Source organism: Saccharibacillus sp. JS10, assembly GCF_024436065.1.
GTDB lineage: Bacteria > Bacillota > Bacilli > Paenibacillales > Paenibacillaceae > Saccharibacillus.
Map to the genome: position 1 here is coordinate 95,772 of NZ_JANFNS010000002.1, position 26,581 is coordinate 122,352.

Consider the following 26,581-nt stretch of genomic DNA (forward strand, 5'->3'; position numbering starts at 1 on the left):
AATCCATATTCACTCATTCGTATTCATGATGAAATCCCCACGATGATGGTCAAAGTGGGGATTTTGCTATGCACCTATGTTTTCCGATAGTTAGAGCGAGCAACGCTTGGTTCGATAGAAGTGTGGTGGATATAGAACAGCAGTTGTTTTTCCATATGTTCGGGAGAATGAGCAAATCCGCTTTTGATCCATGCCAAAATAAGTCCCCATATGGCGTAAGACTGATAGCCTACATAGAGTTCACGATCGATTTCCGGGTTGATCTCGATGAGTTGCAAATCATGCAAACATAATTCTTTGATAACGCTACAAATTCGGTTAGGAAATCCAGGAAGGGCTTGAGACTCGACAATCAATGTATAAAAAGCAGCATGACGATAAACGTGTTTGAAAATTTTGATGCCCGATGCAGTCAATTGACGGGTATCAAAAAAATCATCGTACGCATAAGGTTCTCGAAAAGAAGCGATCAAATCGGTCATGGCATCGTCTACCGTTTCGGCAAGCAAATCTTCTTTGTCGCGATAATGTTTGTAAAAGGTTCCTCGGTTCAGATCAGCTCCTTTTACGAGGTCACTAATCGAAATATGTCTGAAATCGCGTTCGTGCATCAGAGCGATCAACGTTTCTTTCAGTGCCTTTTTAGAACGACGAACCCGTCGATCAATAGGCGTTTCGTGTGCAGAATCGATCATGGTTTACCCTCCTTCTTTATAAAAAAACAAACAAATGAACACCTAAGCAAGCAATTGTTGATTAACGTACAAAATCCTTGTTTTTTGCCGATTGAGAACGCTATCTTTTATTGATTATACTTAATGTATCAAAAGATAATGAACATTTGTTGATGAATTCGAAACCTAATATCCGGGAGGTTATCACGATGAAACTTCAAAACAAAATTGCGATTGTAACGGGAGCGGCATCCGGGATGGGACGTAGTATCGCACACTTGTATGCAGCCGAAGGTGCGAAAGTTGTTGTGTCCGACATTAATCTTGAAGCGGCTGAGCATGTAGTGCAAGAAATCCAAGATGCGGGCGGCGAAGCTTTTGCGATTAAGACCAATGTAGCGTCCGAAGAAGATATTCAAACCTTAGTCGATACGACAGTCGAAAAGTACGGCACACTCGATATTTTGGTCAACAACGCAGGGATCATGGACGGGTTTGTACCTGCCGGCGATCTTACAGATGAACTGTGGGAACGGGTTTTTGCAATCAATACGACAGGGCCTATGCGCAGTATTCGTAAATCGCTACCGATCTTTATCGAAAAAGGTCAGGGCGTCATTGTCAATGTGGCTTCGGCAGGCGGGTTAAACGGTTCTCGCGCAGGTATGGCATATACGGCATCCAAACATGCAGTAGTCGGCATGACGAAAAATATAGGTTTCCAATACGCGGCGAAAGGAATTCGTTGCAATGCGATTGCACCAGGTGCCGTAGAAACCAATATCGGAGCTTCAATGGGTCAGCCTAATGAATTTGGAGTTGAACGTGCTATGGCAGGCATAAATCTAAATCCGCGCGTGGGCAAACCTGAAGAAATTGCAAAGGTTGCTCTGTTTCTGGCTTCAGAAGATGCTAGTTTTGTAAACGGTATAGTATTGGTGGCAGATTCAGGATGGAGCGCATATTGATTCGAAGTCACTTCGCAAAAAACTCTTTCAGTTTCAACTGAAAGAGTTTTTTTATTTGATCATTTAACTCATATTTTTTTAATAAAAACCCTTTTCTCTATACGGGATGACCGACTTTTTTCCGATAAAGTAACGTAGAGAAAGCAGTCGTGACAGGGGGCTTAGTTATGAATATTCATGAAGAATTGGCAAAAGTAACAGGGCGGGAAGAATTTGTGGCGTTTGTACATCGTTTAACCGAAGATTTGCAGAAAAATCCAGACAAATGGGCGAATATAACGCTGGAAGATTATTTGTTAAGTATCGCTTCTTGGGTCGAAGATGGTTCGCAAGTGCAAGAACGTATCGAGGAATGTCGCAATGTTTCTACGGCGCGTCCAGTGAATGTACAGTGGGAACGGTTGGCGTTTTTGCTTTTTGCAGCTGGACGATACGAATAAAAATAGCGGACAAGAACTTTTTTGCTTAGATGCGTAGACAGAAGCAAAAAGGTTCTTTTTTTGCGGTAAAATGGTATAGTGAACACGGAAACAATGCGGACGGACGTTGGACAAGTGCGAGTAGTATCCAATTTTAATATAGATGGAGAGTTAATGATTATGAGCGAGAAAAAAAGCAAGGCAAATGAACTGAGTCGCAAAGAGCGCAAGCTTCAATCGGCGAAAGTTGAAAAAAAGAAACAACAAGCATCTTCCGGCAAAAAGAAACCGGGCGTGAAACGTCGCGATTTGCCAGCAAAAGAGCGTAACAGCGAACAGCCAGTCGTTTCTTCTACAGAGCAACCGAAAACAAACGAAGTTGCCGAGAAGCCAAAAGCAAGTGAAGCTCCGCGCAAAGAGCGTAGCACGCGTACAGAAGCTGCAACACGTAGCCGTACTTCGCAAGCGCCTAAAGCAAAATCTTCATCTTCTTCAGAGCGGATCAGCCCAAGTGAGCGGTATGAACAGCGTCAAAAGGAACGAGCTACAACTGCGGCAAAAGCGAGTTCAATCCAACCTAAAATGAAGCGTCCTAAATCTGCGTCTGGCAAACCTTATGCAGCGGCTTCGCAAAATGCATTATCTGCATCTACGAACATGGCAAGTCGCGGACGTTCGCAAGATGTAGCTGCGCAGACTTCTTCTCCAGCTGATGCCGAACAAGTGAAAGTCGGCGATGTCATTATCGTGACGATCAAGCGGATCGGGATTAACGGCGAAGGCGTGGGTTATTTCCGCCGCAAAGCGGTGTTTATCGACGGAGCGATTACGAACGAAGTCGTCAAAGCCGAAGTGCTGGAGACGCAAGCGAAATTTATCAAAGCTCAATTGATCGAAATCGAAAAAAAATCGAAGCATCGCGTAGAACCGCCTTGCCCGGTATACGGCATCTGCGGCGGTTGTCAGCTTCAGCATATTTCGTACGAAGGTCAGTTGATTGCCAAACTTGAGATTGTCCGCGAAGCGTTTAGCCGTTATTCCGGTCTAAATGATCTGAAGATCAAGCCAACACTCGGTATGGATCGTCCGTGGGATTATCGGAACAAAGCACAGCTGCAAGTGGAGCGCCGGGACGTCAAAGGAGCGAAAAGCGAGATTATCGCCGGGCTGTACGAGATCGGAAGCCATGAGATCGTCGATATTAGCGGCTGCCCGATTCAACATCCACAAGTCAACCGCGCGGTGGATAAAGTGAAAAACGTATTGGCAGAGCTGAATATTCCATTGTCCAAAGGCGATAGCCGTGGTGGACGCAGCGATATCAAAGACAGCGGACAACGTAAAGGCGTTCGTACCATCGTAGTGCGTAACGGTTTCCAATCCGGTGAAATTCAAGTCACTCTCGTGACCGAGACTGCCGATCTTCCGCGCCAAGAAGATCTGGTGGAACGTCTTCGCCTTGAATTGCCGGAAATGAGCGGTTTGTCGATTAACGTCAATCCATTCAAAACGCCGTTGATCTTCGGTGAGCGTACGATCAGCTTATGGGGCACTGAAGCGATGAACGAATCGCTCGGCGATCTGAACTTTACATTGTCACCGCGTGCCTTTTTCCAATTGAACCCGGAGCAGACGATCAAGCTGTATGAAACGGTCAAAGCTGGAGCAGCATTAACAGGCAAAGAAATGGTCGTCGATGCGTATTGCGGTACAGGAACAATCGGATTATGGCTCGCTCCTTATGCGGCTGAAGTTCGCGGAATCGAAGTGATTCCGGAAGCTGCGGAAGATGCACAGCGCAATGCCGAGCGTAACGAACGCAGCAATGCTCAGTTCTTCGCTGGTGAAGCCGAAGATTTGCTGCCACGTTGGGCAAAAGAAGGCTTAAGCCCGGACGTTATCGTTGCCGATCCGCCGCGCGTAGGTCTGGATCGCAAGTTCTTGGATACCGTGCTTCGCACGAAGCCAAGCAAGTTCGTTTACGTTTCGTGTAACCCTTCTACACTTGCAAAAGACTGCAAAGTGTTGCTGGACGGCGGTTACGAGATTCAATCGGTACAGCCAATCGACATGTTTCCGCAGACAAGTCAAGTGGAATGTGTGACGGTGTTGGTGCGTAAATAAGCAAAAGATTTGACTTGATCGTTCTCTTTCAAGAAGAATTGAAGAAATGCACAATTTATGTTATAATTTAAAAAGAAAAAGAGGACTGGTTAACAGTCATTGGGGTAGTGATCCTCAATTCCACGCCGTGGGGACGTTAAATAAGACACGGAAATGAGTTTTTAGTCACTGGACTTTTTGGTCACTGGGGTTGGCGACCCTCAGTTCCACGCCGTGGGGACGTTAAATAAGACACGGAAACGAGTTTGTAGTCGTCGTAGTCTTATATGTTGGACCCTGATGCAAACGGCATCAGGGTCTTTTATTTATTGAAGGAGAGAGGGCAAGTAAATGATACCTAATGCAACTGCCTTATTAGCACTTACTTCAAAACCAAAGATTGATGAAATAAACTTGAGGCTTTTGCAGGAATTTTATGCGCAATACTTAAATCCGAAGACTTATACATATACTTTAGCAGACGAAAATGTAATCATACTTAAGTTTGAGGAAGATAAATTTTGTCACCTGGTTGGAGTTGAGCAATCAGTTAGAGGTTCAGTGTCGCCCAACGTCTTAAATAGTTACAAAGGAAAAAATGGTTGGAATCGAATTAAGAATGAAGAAATTACGTTTGCACATTTAAAGGCGACAGGAGGTAAAGCAAAATTTGGAGATATTAAAATCAAGTTAGTTTATTTCTATTTGCTCCCTCATATTTTATCGTCACCTAACAAAGTGGTGTACTATAATGTGGTTGTCAATCATATAAACTGTGAAATTTTAATTTATGATATTCAACAAAATGCTTATATTCATCTTGGTATTGAAAAAGGAAGCGATGGAATTTATTTTCCACGTACATTTCTGATCGAAAAAATCACAGCATCTAGTAGCGGAACTAAATTTATCGTTCCACAACCTGAGCCGGTGAATGTTATTAAGACAGTTATTTCTTAAAGAAATTGATGTAATTTTTATTTATTGATCAAATGCTGAAGCAAGTTGCCTAATTCTGATATAAAATCATAATCAAAAGCCGTTTCCGGATATCCGAGGATGCACTAGCATCTTTCGAATCGGAAACGGCTTTTTTGTATCGAACATAATAGATCACACAACCGTCAATACACCGCAATCGCCCCATAAGGCCCTTCGATAATCTGAATCTTCGTTTCAAAAATATCAGTCAGCAGTTCGGGCTGCATCATCTCTGCCACGGTTCCGAATGCCGCGATCTGCCCGTGTTTCATCGCACAGATTCGATCGGAATATTTAGCGGCAAAGTTGATGTCATGCAGAACGGTCAGAATAGTGCGACCGAATTCGGCAGCGGCGTATTTCAGATGCTCCATCATTTGCACGGAACGAGCCACATCGAGATTGTTCAGCGGTTCGTCCAGCAGGACATACTCGGTTTCTTGGCATAACACCATCGCGACGTAAGCGCGCTGACGTTGACCGCCGGAAAGCTCGTCCAAATACCGATTTTCAAGCGCGGTAAGATCAAGAAAATCGATATATTTCGAAATGATTTCTTCGTCTTTATTCGTCAGTCTGCCTTTGGAATACGGAAAACGTCCGAATCCCGCAAGTTGCCGTACCGTCAACCGGGTAACAAAATGATTTTCTTGACGAAGAATTGTCATAATCTTGGCTAGATCTTGCGACTTCGACGCCGCGATATCCATATTGGCGACCGTAATCTGACCTTCATCCAAATCGAGCAATCTACCAATCATGAGGAGCGTAGTCGATTTCCCGGCACCATTTGGACCAATGAGCGAAGTCAGCCCGGCTTTTGGAATTTGAATATTAAGAGGGCCTATTTGTACATCTGACGTATACGACTTTTTCACATTATCGATCTGGATCATAGACTACCCTTCCTTAAAATCACGATTAAAAATAAAACGCCGCCAAATAATTCGATAATAATCGAGACAACGCCTTGCGCGTGGAACACATGGTACATCAGGAAATAAGCGCTTGTGAGAATGACAAAAGCAATCGCAAAAGCCATAGGGAACAAGTACCGATGATCGTAAGTTTGCGCCGCTTGATACGTTAAGGTCACGACCAGAAATCCGTAAAAGGTAAGCGGACCGACCAGAGCGGTGGACACTGCCATTAGAATCGAGACTAAGATCAACGTGTAAATCACGCCGAATTTATGTTTGCTGCCGAGTGTCGTCGAGACTTCTTTTCCTAAAGACAGTACGTTCAATCTTTTTGCATGGATAAGCATTAATGTGGCAATCAAGGCGACAATCGGAATGGCAATCGGGAAATAAGCGGCATCTGCGTTGTTGACCGAAGCGAACAGGCGAGTTTGCAGCAAATCAAATTCCGAAGGTGCCAACACTCTACCCATAAAGGAAGAAAATGAGCGTAGCCCGGTTCCGATGATAATTCCCACCAGCAACAAAATTTGCAGATTCCCGTATTTACCCGACAACAGCCAACCGTACAAAATCAGACACATCAGCACCATCGCGGCAATTTGATACAAAAAAGAATCGACACCGCTGAAATGAATAAACGCCGAAGCCCCGAGAAAGAAAATCATGCTGGTATGGATCGTCGAATAAATCGCTTCAAAACCAAGCAGAGAAGGCGTAATGATTCGGTTATTCGTAATACTTTGAAAAGCAAGCGTTCCTAGACTTTGACAGATCGCCGCAATCAGCATCGCGATAATCGCAACCGCTCTACGTTCGACAACTGGAATAAACGAAGGCGAAGTGATCGGCACCGGATTGCGGTAAACGAGCAGCCCATACGAAGAAAGAAGACCAATAGCCATTAATGCGAGCAATAATATCCAGTAGTTTCTGGCTTCTTTTGACGTACGAAAAGCTCGAGCCGATCTTCGTTTGGAGTAAGTAGCATTAACCTTTTGGACAGTCGACAGGTTGTTGGGGGTATAGGCACTCATCGTGATCTAGTATTTCCCCTCCTTTGCCGTAACAAAATCATAATAAAGACGACCGAACCGATTGTTCCAAGAATCAAAGACACCGGAATTTCAAAAGGCATAATTAACGTTCTCGACAGCAGATCGCAGATCATAATCGTTCCCATCCCGAGCAGACAGACCCAGGGGAGATTGCTTCGAAGATCGTCACCGCGAAACATCGATACGATATTCGGTACGATCAATCCGAGAAACGGCAGGTTACCAATCACCGCCGCCACGATCCCGACCGTAAGTGAAATAAGCGCCGTGCCTACGAAAATAATCCGGTTGTAATTCGCGCCGACACTTGTTGCAACATCTTGTCCGAGACCTGCGAGGGTCAACCGATCCGCATAAAAGAAGATGATAATCGTGACCAGCACAATGATCCATAAATATTCATAGCGACCGATTTGGATATTGGAAAAAGAACCGATATACCAATTTTGAATATTTTGCGTCATCTGAAAAGTTAATCCGACAAAGTTCGATACGGCGGAGATAACCGCTCCCAGCATCATTCCGATAATCGGAACGATCAGCGAAGAACGGAGTTTCACTCTTCTTAGTAGCAAGAAAAACAACATCGTACCGATAAAAGAAAACACAATGGCGCCTGTCATGCGCATCAGCAAACTTGGAGCCGGTATCAGTAAGTAGACGAGTAGAAGACCAAGCCCCGACCATTCGATGGTTCCGGTTGTTGTCGGTTCAACCAGACGATTTTGCGTCACCAACTGCATCACAAGCCCCGACATCGCCATAGCGGCACCGGTTAGCATAAGCGACAGCGTTCGCGGAACGCGCGTAATCCAGAACATTTCTTTTCCGTCTGCTTGCCCCCGTATATCGTACACGCCCGTAAGCAAAGAAAGAACGCCTAAAGCACCAACGACAAGAAGCGCAAGGATAAAAGGGAACGTCCATAGTTTGTTGGCAACCTGCCGAGGCTTTAAAGTTAACGTTGCCTCGGCAGAAGGAGAAATTTTGTTTTTCAGCAACATACCAAACTCCTTAGATTACTTTCCCAATGAAGCGGCAAGATTATCGAACAATTCGATATAGGTCTGGATCGATTCGTTCGTGTACGTATCGTTTGGCGCGTAGATGATATGATCTTCTTTGATCGCTTTTGTATTTTTAAGTGCAGGAGCTTTGTCGATTACGTCTTGAGCCGGTACGGATTCACTGTCCAAGCTTGAAATCGCGGCATCCCGGTCTAAGACCAAAATCCAATCGGGATTGCTTTGCGCGATCGCTTCGACCGAAATATCGTCGCCTTCATGATCCGAAGAAGCTTTATTGATTTCAAGTGCCGGAGTCCAGTTGAAGATTTCATACATCGGGCCCCAGACGCGTCCATTATGCGGAGCTGCAAAGCCAATACTGCCACCGGAAACAATCACGCTCATCATCGTGTCGGTACCGTTATAAGCCGCTTTGGCTTTTTCGATGGAAGCATCGAAGTTGGCAATCAATTCATCCGCTTCTTTTTCTTTATCGAAAATTTTGCCTAAATTCATCGTGTCGTTTTTCAGACCGTTCACCAAATTTTCGCCCGGCGTTTCTGTTTCTTCGGAGACATCAAAGTTAAAATCGATAACCACGGCGTTCGGAACGAGTTTTTTGATATCTTCATAGTAAGTGCCGAAGCGTTGACCGATAATGACGAGGTCTGGATCTGCCGCTGCCAAAATTTCTAAATTCGGCTCGCGGTGATCGCCAATATTTTGTACCGATTCATCTGCCACATAAGGCGAATCGGCAGGCATGACCGTTTTAGGTGCAGCCGCGAGTTTGATGCCCCAGTCCGACAGCGTCTGGAAGGTACGGCTATCAAGCGCGACCACTTTTTCTGGATTAACTGGGACGTTGACTTTGCCGTGAGCATCGGTGATTTCAACGGTTTTTTTAGCAGCGGTAGTGCTTGTGCCAGATTCTGTAGCAGAAGCTGCTTGAGACGCAGTGCTTGAAATACCTGAATTGGAGCAAGCCGTCAGTGTCAATGTAGAAGCGAGCATTAGAGCAGAAATCGATTTGAGCCAAGTTGTTTTTTTCATCTGTAAGTCCCCCATAGATTTAAAATAAATTTTTGAAAAAACGAATCATTCATGCTTATGTACGCGAAAAAAAGTGATTCAAAAACCTATCATGATAACGATTATCATTATCACATGAGGTTCATTATATCAAAACAAATCCATTTATCAACCAAATGAAAGAAATTGTTTGAAATAGCATTTCGTTTTTCATTTCAAAATTGGTATGATAGGTGAGTAATTTTCAACCGATATAAACGTAAGATTCTATAAATAGCGAGGTTTTTTCGAGATGAAAGCAAACTTTTGGCAAGAATTGCCGAAGCCTTTTTTTATACTGGCACCGATGGAAGATGTGACGGACGTTGTGTTTCGACATGTCGTGAGCGCGGCAGCGAAGCCGGATGTCTTTTTCACTGAATTTGCGAATACGGAAAGTTATTGCCACCCGGACGGGCGGCACAGCGTACGCGGACGATTGGCGTTTACCGAAGACGAACAACCGATTGTCGCGCATATTTGGGGAGATAAGCCGGAGCATTTTCGAGATATGAGTATCGGGATGGCGGAAGCAGGCTTCAAAGGTATCGATATCAATATGGGCTGCCCTGTACCGAACGTTGCGGAAAACGGCAAAGGGAGCGGTTTGATCTGTCGCCCCGAGCTTGCGGCGGAGATCGTTCAAGCGGCAAAAGCAGGCGGATTACCGGTTAGCGTGAAAACCCGGCTCGGCTTCACCGAAATCGACGAATGGCGAGATTGGCTGACGCATATTTTGCGGCAAGAGATTGCGAATCTGTCGATCCATCTGCGTACGCGAGAAGAAATGAGTAAAGTCGACGCGCATTGGGAACTGATCCCGGCGATCAAGCAGCTGCGTGACGAGATTGCGCCGCATACGCTGCTGACGATCAACGGCGATATTCCAGATCGGCAAAAAGGGTTAGAATTAGCGGAGCAATACGGCGTCGACGGAGTGATGATCGGACGCGGCATTTTCCATGATCCTTTTGCTTTCGAACAAGAGAAAAAAGAGCATAGCAGCGATGAACTGCTTGATCTGTTGAAGCTGCATTTGGATCTGCACGATCATTACTCCGAACATCTGGAGCCGCGTCCTTTCAAAGCATTGCCAAGATTTTTCAAAATTTACGTGCGCGGTTTCCGAGGCGCGAGCGAATTGCGAGCGAAACTGATGGAAGCGAAATCTACCGATGAAGTTCGCGCGGGATTAGCGGAATTTGAGCAGAAGTCCAAGTCCTAAATTGAATTTCGAAGCTTTACTGCAAAAGCCGCTTCAAAAGCAATTGGCTTTCCATTAAGGCTGCATGAATAGACCGCTACCTTTGGTCAGGGCGGTCTGTTTTTTACGTAAAAATAATCTTTTATCCCTCGTCCTTTTTCCTCCAATCTGTGTTACGCTTATCCGATGTTCGTCTATCTACAGCAAGACTGAAGGAGTTAACCTATTTATGAACGAAAATTCAGAATCAACCATTTCAAATAACGAAGCCTCTTTTGCCTCTTACAACCTTAGTTCCGAAATTACACGTGCGCTTGATACGTTAGGCTATAAATCTCCTACGCCTGTTCAACAGCAAGTGATCCCGCAAGCTCTTGCAGGTCACGATATTACGGTCAAATCCCGTACAGGCAGCGGCAAAACGGCGGCTTACGGAATCCCGCTTTGCCAAATGATGGATTGGGAAGAAAGCCGTCCGCAAGCGCTCGTTTTGACCCCGACAAGAGAGCTTGCCGATCAGGTCAAAGAAGACATTATGAATATCGGACGATTCAAACGGATCAAAGCCGCTGCGATCTATGGCAAACAGCCATTCGACCGTCAAAAGCGCGAGTTGATGCAGCGTAATCACGTCATCGTCGGTACGCCGGGACGGGTGATGGATCATATTGAAAAAGATACGATTGATCTGGAACGGATCAAGTATCTGGTGATCGACGAAGCGGACGAAATGCTCAGCATGGGCTTTATCGAGCAATTGGAAAAGATCATTCGCGAATTGCCAACCGAGCGCGTGACGATGCTGTTTTCCGCTACGTTGCCGCAAGACGTCGAACGTCTTTGCCACCGTTACATGAACGATCCGGTCGATATCGAGATCGGATCGCCGGGCGATAAGCGTCAGACGCAGATCGAACATCGTCTGTACCGGGTGAGTGAGAAAGCGAAAGCGGCATTGCTGCAAAAAGTGACGGTAGTTGAAAACCCGGATAGCTGCATCATTTTCTGCCGCACCAAAGATAACGTGGACGCGGCAGCCGCTCATCTGGAACGTCTCGGTTACCCGGTCAATAAGATTCACGGCGGCATGGAGCAAGACGATCGTAATCGCGTCATGAACGAGTTCCGTATGGGGAAATTCCGGTATCTAGTCGCGACCGACGTTGCGGCGCGCGGGATCGATATCGACCGTATCACGCATGTCATCAACTACGATCTGCCTATGGAAAAAGAAAGCTACGTTCATCGCACCGGACGCACCGGTAGAGCAGGTCAAAGCGGGATCGCCATTACTTTCGCTACGCCTTTTGAAGATAAATTTTTGAACGCTATCGAGCGTTATATCGGCTTCGAACTGCCGGTTGCCGAAGTCCCTTCCGACTACGCAGTAGGCGAAGCGCAAGCTTCTTTCGATAAAAAGCTTCGCGATCGCCCTGTAGCGAAAAAGACCAAAGGCGAAGAATTGAACGCCGATATTATGAAGTTGTACTTCAACGGGGGAAAAAAGAAAAAATTGCGTCCCGTAGACTTTGTGGGTACGATCTCGAACATCGAAGGCATCAATGCCGACGATATTGGGATTATCAGCGTGCAAGAAACGGTGACTTACGTCGATATTCTCAATGGCAAAGGCAGCAAAGTGCTGCAAGTCATGCAGGATACGACGGTTAAAGGAAAGCTGCTTAAAGTGCAAAAAGCGCGTACAGATCGTTAAATTCTAACCTTCACAACGTTACAAATCACAAAAAGACCGCTACTGATCCTCGATCAGCGAAGCGGTCTTTTTTTACTTCTGTTTGATTCGACGTAGTTCCCGATTCAGCATCTCCGACACTTCCCCAACACCCGGCAAGTCTTCAAGCAGTCCGAAAGTCTCGCCGCCCCATTCGCCATCGGCATCCCATACCTGGCGCCCAACTTTCACTTGTCCATCTTTTTGATAATCAGCAAGCCGATTCGATGCTTCCGCTACAAATCCTTCCGGAAGACGCTGATTCCTCACCTTCGACCAATCGACCAAAAACGAAAGCCCGCGCAGCAGATCGTATTCGAAAAACCGTGGGGAACAAGGCTTTAGCCAGTCTTCATTAATGACTTTTCCTGTAGACTTCGAGCAGACTAACTGGTGCTCGATCAAATAATGGGCGCCAGCATCCAAAAACTGTTGTTCGCGCTTGGTGAACGGACGATCCGTATGGTACAAGATCGCTTCTAGCGGCGGTAGAGTCGAGACGATTGAACTTTTGTGCGAATGTAGATACGCCTCAGGCTCGCAATTTAATCCGCCGTCTGGCAGCTGATGTTGCAGCAGCCAAGCTCGAATCCATGGCATTTCCTCATCAATCTCACAGCCGTAAGCTTTCAAAATGCGGTAAAACATCGCAAGTTCGCAATGACAGCAATCCCATAGGTTTTGATCGGCTGCAAGGCTTGGCGCGTCGCTTGGCTCAATCACGAAAGTCTTCCAAACACGCGTCTGAAGAAGCTTTTTTGCCTGAGCGATTGCCGAGCTTGGAATACGCTGAACTTCGCCCATTTCAAAAAGCGCGCACATTTGCCACCAAGCGCCGTTCCATTTGTTTCGGCTGTCTTCGTCATGTTCCGGTTCAAAATGAGAAGTGGTTTCCAAAAAAGCGATAGAAGCTTCAATCTCATTTGCGATCTTGCTCATATCAGCCATCTATAAGCTCCTTATTCATTCGAAATCGTGGTATGCGCTTTGACGCCAGAGTGAGACAAATCATCGTCTACAGCCAAAGGCAAGGTGACGGTCACTGTCGTTCCAACGCCGTATTCGCTTTCGATTCTGATCCGCCCGCCGTGCAATCTGACAATTTCTTTGCTGATCGCAAGCCCTAGACCGCTACCTGACATTTTGGAACTGCCTTTGTAGAAGCGGCGGCCTATTTTCTCAAGATCTTCCGCAGGAATGCCTTCGCCGTCGTCTTCTACGGATACATGCACTTGTAGATCTTCGCGGGAAGCCGTTAAACGAATCTCACCGTTCAAATCAGAAAATTTAATCGCGTTGTCGAGCAGGTTAACGAACACTTGCTTCAATCGATTCAGATCGGCGTGCATCGGTAACGGATCTTCCGGCAAAAAAGTATGAAGAGTCACGCCGCGCTTATTGCCTGACCAACTGTATTGGAGATCCAATTGCTGCAGCAGCAAATTGAGATCGACCGGAACCGAGCGCATTTTGATTTCACCCGCTTGATATTTGGAAAAGTCCAGCAGATCTTCGACCAGACCGATCAATCGATCCGTTTCGTTGGTGATTACGCTAAGACCTTGCATCGTCGTCGGCTCGTCGTCTAATCCGCCTACGACAAGCGTTTCGCCCCAACCTTTGATCGAAGTAAGCGGCGTACGAAGTTCATGCGATACCGTTGAGATAAAGTCGTTTTTCATCTTTTCGCTTTTGGACAATTCTTCATTCATATGATTCAAGGAATCCGCTAACGTACCGACTTCGTCGTCATGTTGACGTACCGCTCTTACTGTAAAATCGCCGGTTGCCATTTTGCGTGAAATCACGGTAAGTTCCTTAATCGGTCCTACGATTTGACGCGCGATGATGAGACTCAGACCGAAGCCGAGCAGTAATACCGCCGCTCCGATCGCAATCGCCCAGCCAATGAGTTTAGCAACTTCGGTATATAACGGTTCGGTCGATACGGAAAACCGCAAGGTTCCGATCACTTCGCCGTAACTGACGAGTGGGCTAGATACTGCCATAATTCGTTGCTTGAACGCATCCGAATAACCGGAGTAGCTGCCGACTCCGCCTTGCTGCGCCGCGCGAACGTCGGCGGTACGTACGCGTTTTTCCGAAGAAAAGCCGTAGGAATCGACGACCGTGCGTCCTTGCAGATCCAACACTTCGACGCGGCTGCTTTCGCCCGGTACGAGATTTTCCAAAATATAACGCGCACGTTCGGGTAGCGTATAGCCTTCCATAAACTGATTGGACAACGTGGCAGCGGTCACCGCACGTGATTGGACAATTTGACGGGCGCTGTCGAAGTAATACGTCGATACCGCCGCCGCAAAAACAACTTCAAGTACCAATACGATCGTCAGAAGCAGCAAGCCGATCTGAAGCAGTAAGCGACCTCTAATACTTTTCAACATCGCGGCTTGCCTCCTCTTCATCGTCGGTGTCGATACCCGCAAGCTGTCGAACTTCATCGAGGGTCAAGCGAAGCGATTCGTAATTTTGTAAAGCTTCTCCGGTTAGACCGGCATTGTCTTGCGGCAGTAATGCAATGGTCACTTGGGAAGAACTGCCTGGAGTAATCACTCGGGTGTTACTTAATACGACATACTCGTCTTGCCTATTTTCAAGTAGCGGTTCGAGCATGTCCCAAGCTTCGGCAGTCATTTGGCGTAATGTTAATAACGGAATCGCTTTCGGCGTTTCGCTATTGTTTGGATCATTCGTCATATATACAAATCGAACTTCGCTTGCCGTGTTTTCTTGCTCGTTTGGAAGCTCGATTTCATATTTGCCAAGCCAACGACTTGGAATCCGTAGATCGTAACCCCATTGCCAGAATCGATCTTCGACGAAGGTCATGGTACTTTTGCCGTCCCAACGGTAATACGAATCGCTCCAGAGCTGCGGAGTGCCCGAAGGTTTTTCCAGACTCGGCACAGGGGTTGGCAAAGCGACTTCCCAAATCCCGTCACCGTCGACGTCGCGATTTTTTGCTGGATAATCGATCCACCATTTATTTTCGGTTGCTGACAAATCGGGATGATCGTCCGGCTGTTCTAGTTTTAGACTTTTCCGAGATAAGCGTTTGTCATAAGATTGTTGAGACAAAGACAATAGATTGACTAATTTGTTATTGTCCCAAGTCAGCAATATCCCGTAACCGGAACGCGTCGTGCTCATCACTTGGGCAAAAAGGCCATTGACCGAAGAAGCGGATGCCGGTTCGATGTGCATGTCCAGGACAGAGCCGTCCGTTTGACGTTTCGCAAGAATACCTAAAGCCCCGTTTTGTTCGCCGATCAATCGAATTTGAGAATGTGGATCTTCAGCGTCAGCATTCGGCGGAACAATCGCGATTTGATCTAGTCCTTTGCCGATTAAATCGCCTACCGCAATTTGATCGTACGATTCATGAAAAAGCTCTTTGGCTTTGCCGTTAACGAAGGAGTATACGAACAGTTCGCGTGGCAGCCCCGAACCGCCGCTATCGTAACCGAGTAACAACTCGGACGAAGATTGATGCAGAAGCGGCTTTACACTTAGATAATCAAGATCCATGGCGCTGCCTGTGATCTGATCGGCTTTTTGCCAGGTGTCGCCTTTTTTCGTTAAAATCATAATATTCACTTCGTAGTCGGTGTCCGGTTTTTTGTAAGAAACGATTAATTCGGGCTCGCCGTCTCCATCGAGATCGGCTAGACGAATCGCGCTTCCTTGATCGGATTGATCCGGGGTGGTGAGCTGGTAGCCCGCAGGTAAAAAAGGCTGTACGGCGCGGTACAACGATTGTTCTTCATTGACGAGATTGGGAGCATGCAGTAGATCACCGGGTGAAGCGATTCTTCCGCATCCACTGACAGCCAACAGAGTCAGCAGTAGACCGGCGATTTTGATTGCTTTCATGAGCGGGTTCTCCTTAACAGAATAAGCTATTCTTTTATATCGGCTTCATGCCGGGAATTTAGTAAATAAAAGGGTTCGGCGGTTCATTCTCGCAGTTAAACGTACATAGGTCAAGGATAAAATTCTACTCATTTAACTTTAAACGAAATAAACATAAAAGGAGTGATTTTTTGTATTACGATACGTCAAATATGCTAAATATGATTCAACAAGCTTATGCCCAAGATGATGAAGCGATCCAGCAGATTACAGGGCTCCAAACGCTACGCGCTTTTTCACCGGATTACGCCCATCTGATTGTGATTCAGCCCAAACATGCGATCATAAAACCTGATGGACGAATCCGTATTTTAAATCAAAAAGCTGCGGATAGCAGTCAGTCTTGGTTATGCGCCGATCTGTATCGTTGTTTTCCGTCTGGCGGCGCTTCTTGGACGCATATTCCTTTTCCGGCTTCGTTTGTTCCGGTCAACATCGATTATGAACAAAAGGAACAGAGTGGTGGGAGTGGGCAATTTGTATTTCGGTCTGATCAAGGGGATATCGTGCGCGCTACTCCGATGCAGATCGGATTCGCTTTTCGAGACTTGGATCTGGTGATGGGCGGAGTAACCGAAGAAGAGATGGAGAATGAGTTTTTGGGTATGGCGGAGATTGTCGTTCCTGCACCTCCGATTGTTCGAACCGCTCAAGATAATCCGCCGATCGACTGGGCAGACGGTACTTTTGTTTTTCAGCCTGAAAGCCAAGTTTTTAGTAGCGAATATCAATTTGGAGAGCATAGAATCGAGATTCGGCTTGAGCAATCAGAACGGAAGCAAGCATTGGAATCATTGGATCGGTTAGAAAAGATAGTAGGAGAGCTTCCGAACCTTGATCTGGCGGCGCGGTGTTACGCAGCAAAGGAGTTGCTAGAACTCAAAAACGATTCTTGGCTGGACGAAGATGAAGAAGAATGCAGCGAGACTATATTTATTCAGCGTATGCAATTAGAGTCTTTGACACTAAGCGAAGACGGAGACTTGGCATTCTGGTACGAAGATGGCGATTTATTTTGGGGACATTCGATTTGTGTGCACAGAAGCGGAAAAGAACAATGGCTTTCAGCAGATATGATGGGCTAGACTAAAGTCTGAATTTTTATAGGGAACGAACCGAATTTATTATAATCGGTTCGTTTTTTTACGTGTAAAAGTGGTTACAAATACCTAAGAGGTGCGAGGTTGGGACAATTATAGTAGCCGTCGCAGATGGGAGACAGATATGTACAGAAAGCTAATCGCAACTTTGGGGATCACCATTCTGCTTGGCGGCTGCGGAAGTCCAGTGCAACAAGCCGCAAAACCGGATCAGGATTCAGTCAAGACGCCGGAAGTCCGGGAATACGAAGGAGCCGGCAAAACATGGAGCGCCGAGTATTCGATGTATATGCCAAAAGACGGAGGGCATTTGCGTGCACGCTTGATTGCTTCTTATGAAGGTTCGGGACCTGCTCCGATCGGCGAAGTGAAATATTCGTATTATGGCGAAGATATTGAGTCAGGTAGCGGAGGAAAACATATTAAAAAAGCGCCAGAAAACGGCGTTTATTCGCTGCGCGATATGGTTACAACGCAATACAAGCCCAATGATGCGGGCACTGTAGAACTTTTGCTGATTTGGAACAACGGCAAACATTCGGAGACGATTCGTTTAGAACCGACAGAAAGTTAAGTGTGGGCGTCTACATCTTATAATATACATACGGTTCAAGCGGCATTGCCTTCTGCAAAGGCGATCCGCTTTTTTCGTCGTTGCTCGGTAAATTTCATCTGAATTTCAGATTTCTTGCCTATACTGATTTCAAATGAAAGCTTACAGAAGGAGATGCACCATGCCGCAATTATTGAAAAAAGCATTTTATGGATTATTGCTCGGATTTTTCGGCTTGTTCGTGGTTTCTTCGTTGTTCGTTCGAGCGGAGTATAACTTTGCCGCTTACGGCGATAACCCGATTTTACATACGCAGCGTCCGATCATGTTGATTGTGCTGTTCATTTTGTTATTGGGATTGTCGGTACTTGGCTATAAGATTGTTCGAAAACTGAATGTCTACTCTGCCAAGATCGTCGTCCCTATCGTGTTAGGCATCTCGATGATTCTACAAGTTACGTTGATTTTTTTGCTGCCCCGATTGCCGACGGATGATTCGCAGACTGTCGTTTCCCTTGCGCTTGATATGCTGTATCGCCATGATTATTCGTCTTTTGATACCCATGGGTATTTGCATATGTTTCCGTTTAACTTCTCAAGCGTACTCTATATCCAAACTTTGCTAGCCATCTTCCCGGATAACTATATCGTTATTAAACTTTTTAATATCGGATTCTCGCTACTGACGACTTTTATGATTCATCTCATTTATTTGGAACTTAGAGACGGGAAAAGAAGCAACGATTACGGGGTATTGCTATTGGCAGCTTTTTATATCCCGTCGTTACTTATGCCGAACTTAATCTATAACGATGTGATCGGTACAGCTTTGCTCACGTCTGCGATTTATTTCGTTATTCGATTCGTGCGTGTTCGGCACTTTCGGGACATCGTATTTGCGGCGCTGTTACTTGCGGTCGGCAATTATTTCCGAGGTATCGGAGCGCTGATCTTGATCGCCGCAGCGGTTTACCTTCTATTGAATCTCGTCAAAATTGGAGTCCGCCGAACTTTGCTGTCCCTGCTTGTGCTCATCGCGTTGTTTAATGTTCCATCTTGGACACAGACCATCTATCTTCAAGCGACAGGTGTGACCAACAAAGAGATTTCTGAAAACGCGGCTCCGGTCTATATGTGGCTGAATATGGGCATTAATTTGGAGCGGTTCGGATTTTGGGATGAGATGGAAAGTTACCGGATTTATCAGCGTGAAGCGAAGTTCGATAAAGCAATCAGCACAGAATTGTACAAAGATTCGATTCGTGAAAAGTTATCGGACGCGTCTTGGAATGAACTGCTGAGCATGTACTATAAAAAGCTAATCTGGGTCTGGACGGAAGGAACGTATCAGATCGATCGTTACGGAATTGGAAACGAAACGGCGACAGGGGGACGAATATTCGGAACGCCGATCGGAGGCAGTTATAGCTACGACACATGGATGACCCGGTTGTTCCAAGGGGATTCTATGGCTCGCTCGATCTTATTATGGGTGCTGTACGCGTCGAGTATTCTGATGTACGCGTTATCTGCGGTTCGGCTATTTACCGGAATCCGAAATCGACGGTATACGGAGGTTCTACCGGTATTGATCTTGCTCGGATTTATCGCTTTTTATCTGCTATGGGAGATTAAGTCGCGTTATTTGTATCCGGTCTATCCGCTGCTCTTGCTTTTATCTTATCTGGGATTCAAAGACACGTTAGCGTTACTTGCGAATACGACATTTGGCAAAAAAATAGGTCTAAGCAAGGAGGAAGACGTTCATGCGTAACCTTAAGCAAAAAGCGTTGCTTGCAACACTTACGCTTCCGATATGGACGATGCTTGCGGCATGCGACATGATTGCGGCGCAGCATATTCCGAGCGATACGACAACCTCTTTTGGCAACGGAAAAGGTCTGGGTGGTTCTCAAGCTACGCTCAGTATGCCGGGCGAAGATATTTTGGGACGCCTGAGCGGAACCGTTCGAGAGATTGAAGAAGTCACAGAAGCGACAGCCATCGGGCAGGTGGTCAGTGTGGAGAAAGATACGCTTACACTTGAAGTGTCCAAAAATGAAGGGTCGAATAACAAATCTGAAGGATCTATGCCGCATAAAAAACTAAAGTGGGACGAGCTAACTATGATTGTGGGCGATTCACAAAATCGCGGATCAGTAGCAGAATTAAGCACAAGTCTGATCGGGCAAACAGTAAGCGTTCAATACGAGAAAGAAACCGACCGGATTATAGAGATACGTTTTATTCATCGCCGTAAATGAAAAGCAGCGACTACATTTTCTAATGATGCTATACTAGACAGAACTTAACGACGAACGGGGGAAATGGATATGAGGGACTTCACACAATCATCCAATCAACAACAAGGTGCAGGGCAAGTAAGTGAATAATGGAAAAAGACTTACTTGAACCGGCTTTCTATAAAAAAACCGGGAGAGTGAAGTTTTGAAAAATTTATCCGTAATGATCGCTGAACACCGTTATTTAAAAGGAAAGCGTATTTCGCTGCGCCCGATTGAACTTTCGGACGATGCCCAAATGACTGAATATACGTCTGATGAAGAAACGACACGTTATATTTTTGCCGAACCCAAAAATTTAGAGCAAACCCGTCGATTGATCGCAGGCTACTATTTGCGTGAACCGATCGGTAAATACGCAGTCGTCTTGAACGATAGCGGTAAACTGATCGGAACGATCGAATTTCGGATCGAAGACCAGACGCGCAGCGGCGATCTAGGGTTTACGCTTAGTCGTCATTATTGGGGACACGGTTATATGACCGAAGCGGCCGAATTGATCTTGGATTTGGCATTCCGCGTACTTCAACTTGAGCGCGTCCATGCCGCCCATGAGACCGCGAACTTGGCATCCGGTCGATTGCTTCTTCGTATCGGAATGACCCATGAAGGCACTCGCCGCAAAGACCATCTTGCAGGCGGACGCCTGGTTGATAGCGCATATTATTCGATTCTAAAAGAAGAATATGAAGCTTAAAAAAGTTCTCTAAAGAGATATTTTTGCAGAAATTCTAACGTAACTAGAAGTGAAAAGGTGGAGAAGGAAATTCAGTGAAGGAATGTAATGTTCGCCTTTGAAATCGGGAAAATTCCAATCAAAATTTAATCCTTTTTCCCGATTTCAACACGCGACCGGAACGAATTTTCTTCGGAATCTTTTCACTTCCCGCGCAAAAGCAAATTCTCCAAAATCTAAGCTCTCTTAATGAGAGCTTTTTTTAATGAAATCACACAATTAAGCCGATATAAATTGAATTGGAGCGCATTTAACCTTCTCAGGTCAAAGAATAGGAAAAATCGCGAAGAAAGTAGAAAATATTGTCTGAAATGCGGAGTGACGCTTGCTTGCTTATCGTCTATAATGGGCGTATATACCTATGATTAGTAAATCTTAAGACTCATGGAGGGTTTTTATGAAACCGATGAAGGAACAGCGTGAGGATTTGATTCGTGTCACATCCAAGACGCTGTTTTCGCTATTGGACTCCGTTATCGATGCGAACACCTTTTTTATGGCTTATAACAATGGCAGACAAAATACAATTTTAAGTGCTTGGAATCGCGATGAAGAACTGATTACAGAAGGAGCCGTCTTACCTTATTCCGCTTCTTATTGCAGTCTGGTTGGCGAGAAAGACGCTCTCGTGATGATTGAAGATACGACCCAATCGCCGCTCACTTGCGATATGCCGGTTACTGTAGATATGGGCAAAGTCAGTTTTTTGGGCGTGCCGATTCGTTTGAAAAACGGAGATCTATACGGAACGATCTGTTCGCTGGATCGCGAGCATATTTTTACCGATCAAGATGGAGAGCGGTTAATGCACGTTGCTTCGGTCGTATCGGGTCTGATCCAATTGGAAGCTACGACGTATTTTGACGATTTGACCGGATTTTTGCGGTATAGCGCATTGGAATCGCTTTACGAACGAGAACTATCGGACGTAGCGACCTCTGTTATTTTTATGGATTTAGATAATTTTAAAGAAGTGAACGACGGCTATGGACATTCTACAGGAGACCGGGTTCTTCAGTCGCTGGCGCGCGCGATTCGCAAAGCGGCTGAACCGGATTGGTTATTGTGCCGCTATGGCGGCGATGAATTTGTCGTCGTATTGCCTACGAACGATGCAAATAAAGTTCGAAAAGCCGTAGACGATCTAGTAGAGGCGTTTCGGGAAGAAGATATGCCGCTAACGGATGAAGAAGAATCGCCGACGTTATCGATTGGCGTATGCCTCGAAGCGGATTCGCTACGTGAATATATCGAGCGCGCAGATATGGCGATGTATCGAATTAAAAAAGGTGGCAAAGCAGGCGTCAGCATCTTCCGCGTCGAAGACGAGCAAGCGGAACTCGATATGAGACAAGCGCTTCAAGGCGGCGAATTAGAACTTCATTTTCAACCGATTGTCGATGCGGAAGACGGACATTCTCTGGCTTACGAAGCTTTGCTTAGATGGAATCACCCGACGCGCGGCAGCGTACCTCCCGGAGAAGCGATCGAAGCAGCGGAAAAAGCGGGTCTGATCCAACAAGTCGATTTGTGGGTTCTGCGTGAAGCTTGCATGGCGACCCATCTGCTACGTCCGATTGAACGGATTCATGTCAATATTACGGTGAAATCACTTCGTGATCCGTATTTTGTCGAACAAGCGGAACAAGTTTTTTTCGAAACCGGTTGTTCGCCAGACAAAATCGAAATTGAGTTGAATGAAACGACGCAACGTTTGGATGCTTCGCATATTTTGCCGCAGCTTCTTCAATTACGTGAATGGGGCGTGACGTTCTCGCTGGACGATCTGGGAAGCCAATCTTCTTCGGGAATCGGTCTGCTGCAAGAACTGCCGATCTCGACTTTGAAAATCGATCGCGTGTTATCTCAAAATGCGGAGCATAACCCGATTAGTCGAGCGATGATTCGCGGAGTTGTCGCTATGGCGCAAGAACTGCAACTTTCTGTAGTGGTCGAAGGAGTCGAGACAGACAAGCAACATCGATTACTGCTATCGCTTGGATGTTTGCATATGCAAGGGTACTATTTTTCCAGACCTAAGCCGCTTCGGCAATTGCGTTTGGAAGAAAAACAAAGAAATAAAATCGCTTTTACCTCATAAGCCAAACAGGGTTTCCGAAAAATACGGGAATCCTGTTTTTATTTTTTTGAAAAATGTCTACAAGCTACCCCAAATTGTATCGTTTAAATCGCTAACGTCGCGGTTACATAACAAACGAGACACCATGGAAAATCGAGATTCGTATACCCGAGGAGGAATTCAACATGAGCGACTTGTACAAAATGCAAGACCCTACAACTCAGTTTACGAAAGCCGGACCGGAATTCGAACAACAACAAGAAGGTCCAGGTCTACAAAAAGACATGACTCCGATTCCGGATTCAGGTGAAACGTCTTATGTCGGCAAAGAACGTCTAGTCGGTCGTAAGGCTGTCGTAACTGGAGCGGATAGCGGGATTGGTCGCGCCGCAGCGATCGCTTATGCAAGAGAAGGCGCCGATGTGGTATTGTCGTATCTGCCGGAAGAAGAAGCCGATGCGCAAGAAGTCGTGAAGTTGATTGAAGCCGAAGGACGTAAAGCGGTAGCGATGCCGGGGGATTTAAAGGACGAAAGCTACTGCGTGAATTTGATCGAAACTTCGGTAAAAGAACTTGGCGGTATCGATATTCTGGCGATTGTAGCGGGTAAGCAGCAGTTCCGCGAAAGTATCGAAGAAATCACGACCGAGCAATTCGACGAAACGTTCAAAACGAATGTATATTCGATGTTCTGGCTGTGCAAAGCGGCGATTCCGCATATGAAGCCGGGTAGCTCGATTATCAATACTTCTTCGATCCAAGCTTATAGCCCATCGGAAATTTTGCTGGATTATGCGACAACCAAAGCCGCAATCAACACATTCAGCAAAGCATTGGCACAACAATTAGGTCCGAAAGGTATCCGTGTCAACGTGGTTGCTCCGGGTCCAGTCTGGACACCGCTGCAAGTCGCAGGCGGTCAACCACCGGATAAGTTGCCTGAATTCGGTTCGCAAACGCCGCTGGGTCGTCCGGGTCAACCGGTCGAAATGGCTCCGGCTTATGTCTTCTTGGCAAGCCAAGAGTCCAGCTACGTAACAGGCGAGACGCTGAATGCCAATGGCGGTATGGTTTCTCCATAACTATGAGTTCTGTATCAATAAAAAGGATGTTTCCCACATGGGAAACATCCTTTTTGTATTTATTTCTTTTACAGCGTCTTCGTCATAAATAAACTATTTACATCCAATACATAATCTCCAAAAGGTTCACATTCGACAAAACCATGCTTTTCATACAAGCGACAAGCCGGTGCAAAAGCTTCCATCGAACCGGTTTCCAGACTGATGCGTTGATATCCACGAGCACGTGCTTCTTCAAAGATATGCAGTAATAACTTCTCGGCGACGCCTTTACGCAGATGATTGCGGTCGGTCTTCATTGATTTCAGTTCGACATGGTGGTCGTCCAACTGTTTGATCGCCCCGCAGCCCATCAGTTCGTTGTTGTCCCACAACGTCCAAAATGTAATCTCCGGTTTGCGAAGCTTTTCCAAATCAAGCGCATGTACACTTTCCGGCGGCGAATGTAAGTGCATTTGCTGAAGATGATCTTCCAGTAATGCTGCGATCTCAGGTCCTTGCAGGTCGTCTATTTTGATTTGCAATGCGTTCCACTCCTTTAAGTGTCTCCAAAAGACAAGTTAGAGATCAATCATTTCTACTATTTAACGCGAATTTTTATGGAAAAACAAGAATAAACCTAACACCAGATCTATCTTTTATTTTAGCTCGCGATGAAATTCGATTTCATTTTTCTAACAAGGTGAAAGGTAATCGTGCAAGCGGCGACCAATCTCTTTTTAAATGCTTTATACGGAAGTTTGTTCAAGTACGATAAAGATCAAATGGAGTAAAAATAGGAGAGATAACTGTGATGAATATAGGAACGATAGGTACAGGCTCAATCGTAGAAGCTACTTTGTCTGCAATCGAACGATTGGAAAAAGTCACATGTACAGCGATGTATTCTCGGAAAAAAGAAAATGCAGAGATGCTCGCGAATCGATATCAAGTAGAGAATATCTATACGGACTTAAATTCTTTATTTACAGATTCCAATATTGATTTGATTTATATCGCTTCGCCTAATAGCCTGCATTATGAACATGCGTATCAAGCGCTGCAGCACGGCAAACATGTCGTCTGCGAAAAGCCTTTTACTTCGACGCTGCAAGAAGCAGAGCAATTAATCGCCTTAGCAAAAGAAAAAAACTTATTTTTATTCGAAGGTATCTCTAATATCCACCTGCCTAATTTGAAGATCGTACACGAACAATTGGACAAATTGGGACCGATTAAACTCATCCAGTGCAATTACAGTCAATATTCGCAGAGATATAACGATCTATTGGCAGGGCATACGCCGAATGTATTCAATCCTCGATTTTCCGGCGGCGCGCTGATGGATATTAATAATTACAATCTTCATTTGATCGTTGATTTGTTTGGGTTACCTGATTCTGTATCATACACCGCTAATCTTCATCCTAACGGAATCGATACTTCCGGTGTTGCAATATTGAAATATCCGCAGTGGATTGCGACTTGTACAGGTTCCAAAGATACGAGCGGGCTGAATTTTGTCTTGATCCAAGGAGAGCAAGGGTATCTTCATATTGTAGACGGAGCGAACGGCTGCAAAGAAGTTCGGCTGCATTTCCGGCAAGAGCCTGTCCAGATTTTTAACGCGCAGACTCAAGACGATCGGTTGTATTACGAATGGGAGCATTTTCGAGACGTATATATAAACAATGACGTAGCCAGATGCCATGAATTACTTGAACATAGCTATAGAGTGATGAATGTACTTACAACTGCTCGAAAAGACGCAGGGATCGTTTTTGCAGCAGACCAGTATCGATTGCGATCAATACGTATCGGTAATACTGCTCATATACAACATATCGAACAAATACAATGTAGAGATCATGGATGACATTTTGGAAAGGCGCAATTGTTCGTGATAGCCATGCGTGAGTAGCGTTTCGGTGCAAAGTGCAGCTAACGTCGAATCGTTGGCGGAGGTTACAGCGACCGTATTCATATTTTTATCACGAAGCGATGCAGCGACTTCGATCATCGAACGATTTTCTCCGGTATTGGAAACGATAAAAGACAACGTCGATGTATCGGGCTTCAAAGTCAGCAAGTAATGTTGATTCACATGGTTATGAGGAATAGCCGCAATACCGAGTTCATTCCATTTGATACAAGCTTGCTGCGCGATATAGTAATTGGTGTCGCTACCGTAGATATCGATCCGATCGGCGCGTTTCACCCAATCCGCGATTTTGGTCAACGTCGAAAGATTGAGCGAGCGACGTGTATCGTCTAAGGCTTGTCCATACAGATAAGGAACCGAATCGATAACTGCTTGGATATCACCTTGTTGAAGCGGAGGTTCTTTTTCAGCTTTCATCGAAGAAGACGTTTGCCGATATTGCAAAGCAAGCTTAAGCTGAAAGTCTGGATACCCTTGGGTACCCAGCTTTTTGCATAGGCGAACAATAGTCGATGCGCTGGTTAACGTTTGCTGAGCTAATTCATGCGCGGTAGAATAAAACACAACTTCGGGATCTTTTAAAATATAATCAACGATATGCTTTTCTTGCGAAGTCAGCTGAGAAGCATATTTTAATCGTTGCAGTAGATCGAACTCCATATTTTGCTTCATTCCTTTCTCAAGCCGCAATCTGTATCTATTTTATACTAAAATGTCTGATTTTCATGTACAGCAT

General features: G+C 45.6%; 24 protein-coding genes. 14 read left to right on the top strand and 10 right to left on the bottom strand.

What is annotated here, in order from left to right:
* Positions 1-74: 74 nt before the first annotated feature.
* The gene (locus NOM90_RS05895; RefSeq protein WP_255940670.1) at positions 75-695 is read right to left on the bottom strand and encodes a TetR/AcrR family transcriptional regulator; all 621 of its coding nucleotides are present in this window, start codon (positions 693-695) and stop codon (positions 75-77) included.
* Positions 696-883: 188 nt separating this feature from the next.
* On the opposite strand from NOM90_RS05895, the gene NOM90_RS05900 reads away from it, so the two are divergent.
* The 4 genes from NOM90_RS05900 (at position 884) to NOM90_RS05915 (ending at position 5,124) form a co-directional block, all read left to right on the top strand.
* A complete protein-coding gene (locus NOM90_RS05900) occupies positions 884-1,642 on the top strand; it encodes an SDR family oxidoreductase (RefSeq protein WP_255940671.1) in 759 nt (252 codons plus the stop codon).
* A 167-nt stretch (positions 1,643-1,809) separates the two neighbouring features.
* On the top strand, positions 1,810-2,082 hold the full coding sequence (locus tag NOM90_RS05905; RefSeq protein WP_255940672.1) for a DUF7660 family protein: 273 nt from the start codon (positions 1,810-1,812) through the stop codon (positions 2,080-2,082).
* A 159-nt stretch (positions 2,083-2,241) separates the two neighbouring features.
* Positions 2,242-4,185 (top strand): 23S rRNA (uracil(1939)-C(5))-methyltransferase RlmD, encoded by a 1,944-nt coding sequence (gene rlmD / locus NOM90_RS05910; protein ID WP_370866573.1) that lies wholly within the window; start codon positions 2,242-2,244, stop codon positions 4,183-4,185.
* A gap of 330 nt (positions 4,186-4,515) precedes the next feature.
* Entirely contained in the window at positions 4,516-5,124 is a 609-nt protein-coding gene (locus tag NOM90_RS05915; RefSeq protein ID WP_255940673.1) for a PBECR4 domain-containing protein, read from the top strand.
* A 164-nt stretch (positions 5,125-5,288) separates the two neighbouring features.
* Here the strand turns inward: NOM90_RS05915 and NOM90_RS05920 are convergent, their stop codons facing one another.
* From NOM90_RS05920 to NOM90_RS05935, 4 genes are read right to left on the bottom strand one after another with little or no spacing between them, the layout of a single operon-like run.
* Positions 5,289-6,041 (bottom strand): iron ABC transporter ATP-binding protein, encoded by a 753-nt coding sequence (locus NOM90_RS05920; protein WP_255940674.1) that lies wholly within the window; start codon positions 6,039-6,041, stop codon positions 5,289-5,291.
* Positions 6,038-7,102 (bottom strand): iron chelate uptake ABC transporter family permease subunit, encoded by a 1,065-nt coding sequence (locus NOM90_RS05925; RefSeq protein ID WP_255940675.1) that lies wholly within the window; start codon positions 7,100-7,102, stop codon positions 6,038-6,040. Before NOM90_RS05925 ends, NOM90_RS05920 begins: the two co-directional genes overlap by 4 nt.
* A complete protein-coding gene (locus NOM90_RS05930; protein WP_370866590.1) occupies positions 7,099-8,124 on the bottom strand; it encodes an ABC transporter permease in 1,026 nt (341 codons plus the stop codon). Before NOM90_RS05930 ends, NOM90_RS05925 begins: the two co-directional genes overlap by 4 nt.
* Positions 8,125-8,142: 18 nt before the next feature.
* Positions 8,143-9,183, bottom strand: coding sequence for a siderophore ABC transporter substrate-binding protein (locus tag NOM90_RS05935; RefSeq protein ID WP_255940677.1), 1,041 nt, complete (start codon positions 9,181-9,183; stop codon positions 8,143-8,145).
* 271 nt (positions 9,184-9,454) lie between these two features.
* Here NOM90_RS05935 and NOM90_RS05940 point away from each other — a divergent pair, with 271 nt between their 5' ends.
* Both NOM90_RS05940 and NOM90_RS05945 read left to right on the top strand, forming a co-directional pair.
* Entirely contained in the window at positions 9,455-10,426 is a 972-nt protein-coding gene (locus tag NOM90_RS05940) for a tRNA dihydrouridine synthase (protein WP_255940678.1), read from the top strand.
* 208 nt (positions 10,427-10,634) lie between these two features.
* A complete protein-coding gene (locus tag NOM90_RS05945; protein ID WP_255940680.1) occupies positions 10,635-12,119 on the top strand; it encodes a DEAD/DEAH box helicase in 1,485 nt (494 codons plus the stop codon).
* 72 nt (positions 12,120-12,191) lie between these two features.
* Here NOM90_RS05945 and NOM90_RS05950 read toward each other — a convergent pair whose 3' ends face one another.
* The 3 genes from NOM90_RS05950 to NOM90_RS05960 are packed head-to-tail and all read right to left on the bottom strand — an operon-like array spanning position 12,192 to position 16,031.
* Positions 12,192-13,085 (bottom strand): prenyltransferase/squalene oxidase repeat-containing protein, encoded by an 894-nt coding sequence (locus NOM90_RS05950; protein WP_255940681.1) that lies wholly within the window; start codon positions 13,083-13,085, stop codon positions 12,192-12,194.
* Between the two features lie 11 nt (positions 13,086-13,096).
* On the bottom strand, positions 13,097-14,542 hold the full coding sequence (locus NOM90_RS05955) for a sensor histidine kinase (protein WP_255940682.1): 1,446 nt from the start codon (positions 14,540-14,542) through the stop codon (positions 13,097-13,099).
* Positions 14,526-16,031 carry a hypothetical protein gene (locus NOM90_RS05960; protein ID WP_255940683.1) on the bottom strand — a complete coding sequence of 502 codons (1,506 nt, stop codon included), beginning with the start codon at positions 16,029-16,031 and terminating at the stop codon, positions 14,526-14,528. The genes NOM90_RS05955 and NOM90_RS05960 overlap by 17 nt, the downstream gene beginning before the upstream one ends.
* A 170-nt stretch (positions 16,032-16,201) precedes the next feature.
* Here NOM90_RS05960 and NOM90_RS05965 point away from each other — a divergent pair, with 170 nt between their 5' ends.
* From NOM90_RS05965 to NOM90_RS05995, 7 genes are all read left to right on the top strand, one after another.
* Positions 16,202-17,155, top strand: a complete 954-nt coding sequence (locus NOM90_RS05965; protein WP_255940684.1) for a DUF2262 domain-containing protein — start codon at positions 16,202-16,204, stop codon at positions 17,153-17,155.
* A gap of 139 nt (positions 17,156-17,294) precedes the next feature.
* Positions 17,295-17,744, top strand: coding sequence for a hypothetical protein (locus NOM90_RS05970; protein WP_255940685.1), 450 nt, complete (start codon positions 17,295-17,297; stop codon positions 17,742-17,744).
* Between the two features lie 160 nt (positions 17,745-17,904).
* The gene (locus tag NOM90_RS05975) at positions 17,905-19,497 is read left to right on the top strand and encodes a glycosyltransferase family 39 protein (protein ID WP_255940686.1); all 1,593 of its coding nucleotides are present in this window, start codon (positions 17,905-17,907) and stop codon (positions 19,495-19,497) included.
* On the top strand, positions 19,490-19,987 hold the full coding sequence (locus NOM90_RS05980; protein ID WP_255940687.1) for a hypothetical protein: 498 nt from the start codon (positions 19,490-19,492) through the stop codon (positions 19,985-19,987). The genes NOM90_RS05975 and NOM90_RS05980 overlap by 8 nt, the downstream gene beginning before the upstream one ends.
* Positions 19,988-20,171: 184 nt before the next feature.
* Positions 20,172-20,723 (top strand): GNAT family N-acetyltransferase, encoded by a 552-nt coding sequence (locus NOM90_RS05985; RefSeq protein WP_255940688.1) that lies wholly within the window; start codon positions 20,172-20,174, stop codon positions 20,721-20,723.
* Between the two features lie 436 nt (positions 20,724-21,159).
* Complete coding sequence (locus NOM90_RS05990) at positions 21,160-22,863, top strand: bifunctional diguanylate cyclase/phosphodiesterase (protein ID WP_255940689.1); 1,704 nt, start codon at positions 21,160-21,162, stop codon at positions 22,861-22,863.
* 164 nt (positions 22,864-23,027) lie between these two features.
* On the top strand, positions 23,028-23,924 hold the full coding sequence (locus NOM90_RS05995) for an SDR family oxidoreductase (RefSeq protein WP_255940690.1): 897 nt from the start codon (positions 23,028-23,030) through the stop codon (positions 23,922-23,924).
* Positions 23,925-23,992: 68 nt separating this feature from the next.
* On the opposite strand, the gene NOM90_RS06000 is transcribed toward NOM90_RS05995, so the two are convergent.
* Positions 23,993-24,448, bottom strand: coding sequence for a GNAT family N-acetyltransferase (locus tag NOM90_RS06000; protein ID WP_255940691.1), 456 nt, complete (start codon positions 24,446-24,448; stop codon positions 23,993-23,995).
* Positions 24,449-24,717: 269 nt separating this feature from the next.
* Here NOM90_RS06000 and NOM90_RS06005 point away from each other — a divergent pair, with 269 nt between their 5' ends.
* A complete protein-coding gene (locus NOM90_RS06005; protein ID WP_255940692.1) occupies positions 24,718-25,779 on the top strand; it encodes a Gfo/Idh/MocA family protein in 1,062 nt (353 codons plus the stop codon).
* On the opposite strand, the gene NOM90_RS06010 is transcribed toward NOM90_RS06005, so the two are convergent.
* Entirely contained in the window at positions 25,711-26,505 is a 795-nt protein-coding gene (locus NOM90_RS06010) for a MurR/RpiR family transcriptional regulator (protein WP_255940694.1), read from the bottom strand. The two genes, NOM90_RS06005 and NOM90_RS06010, sit on opposite strands and share 69 nt — an antisense overlap.
* Positions 26,506-26,581 lie beyond the last annotated feature (76 nt).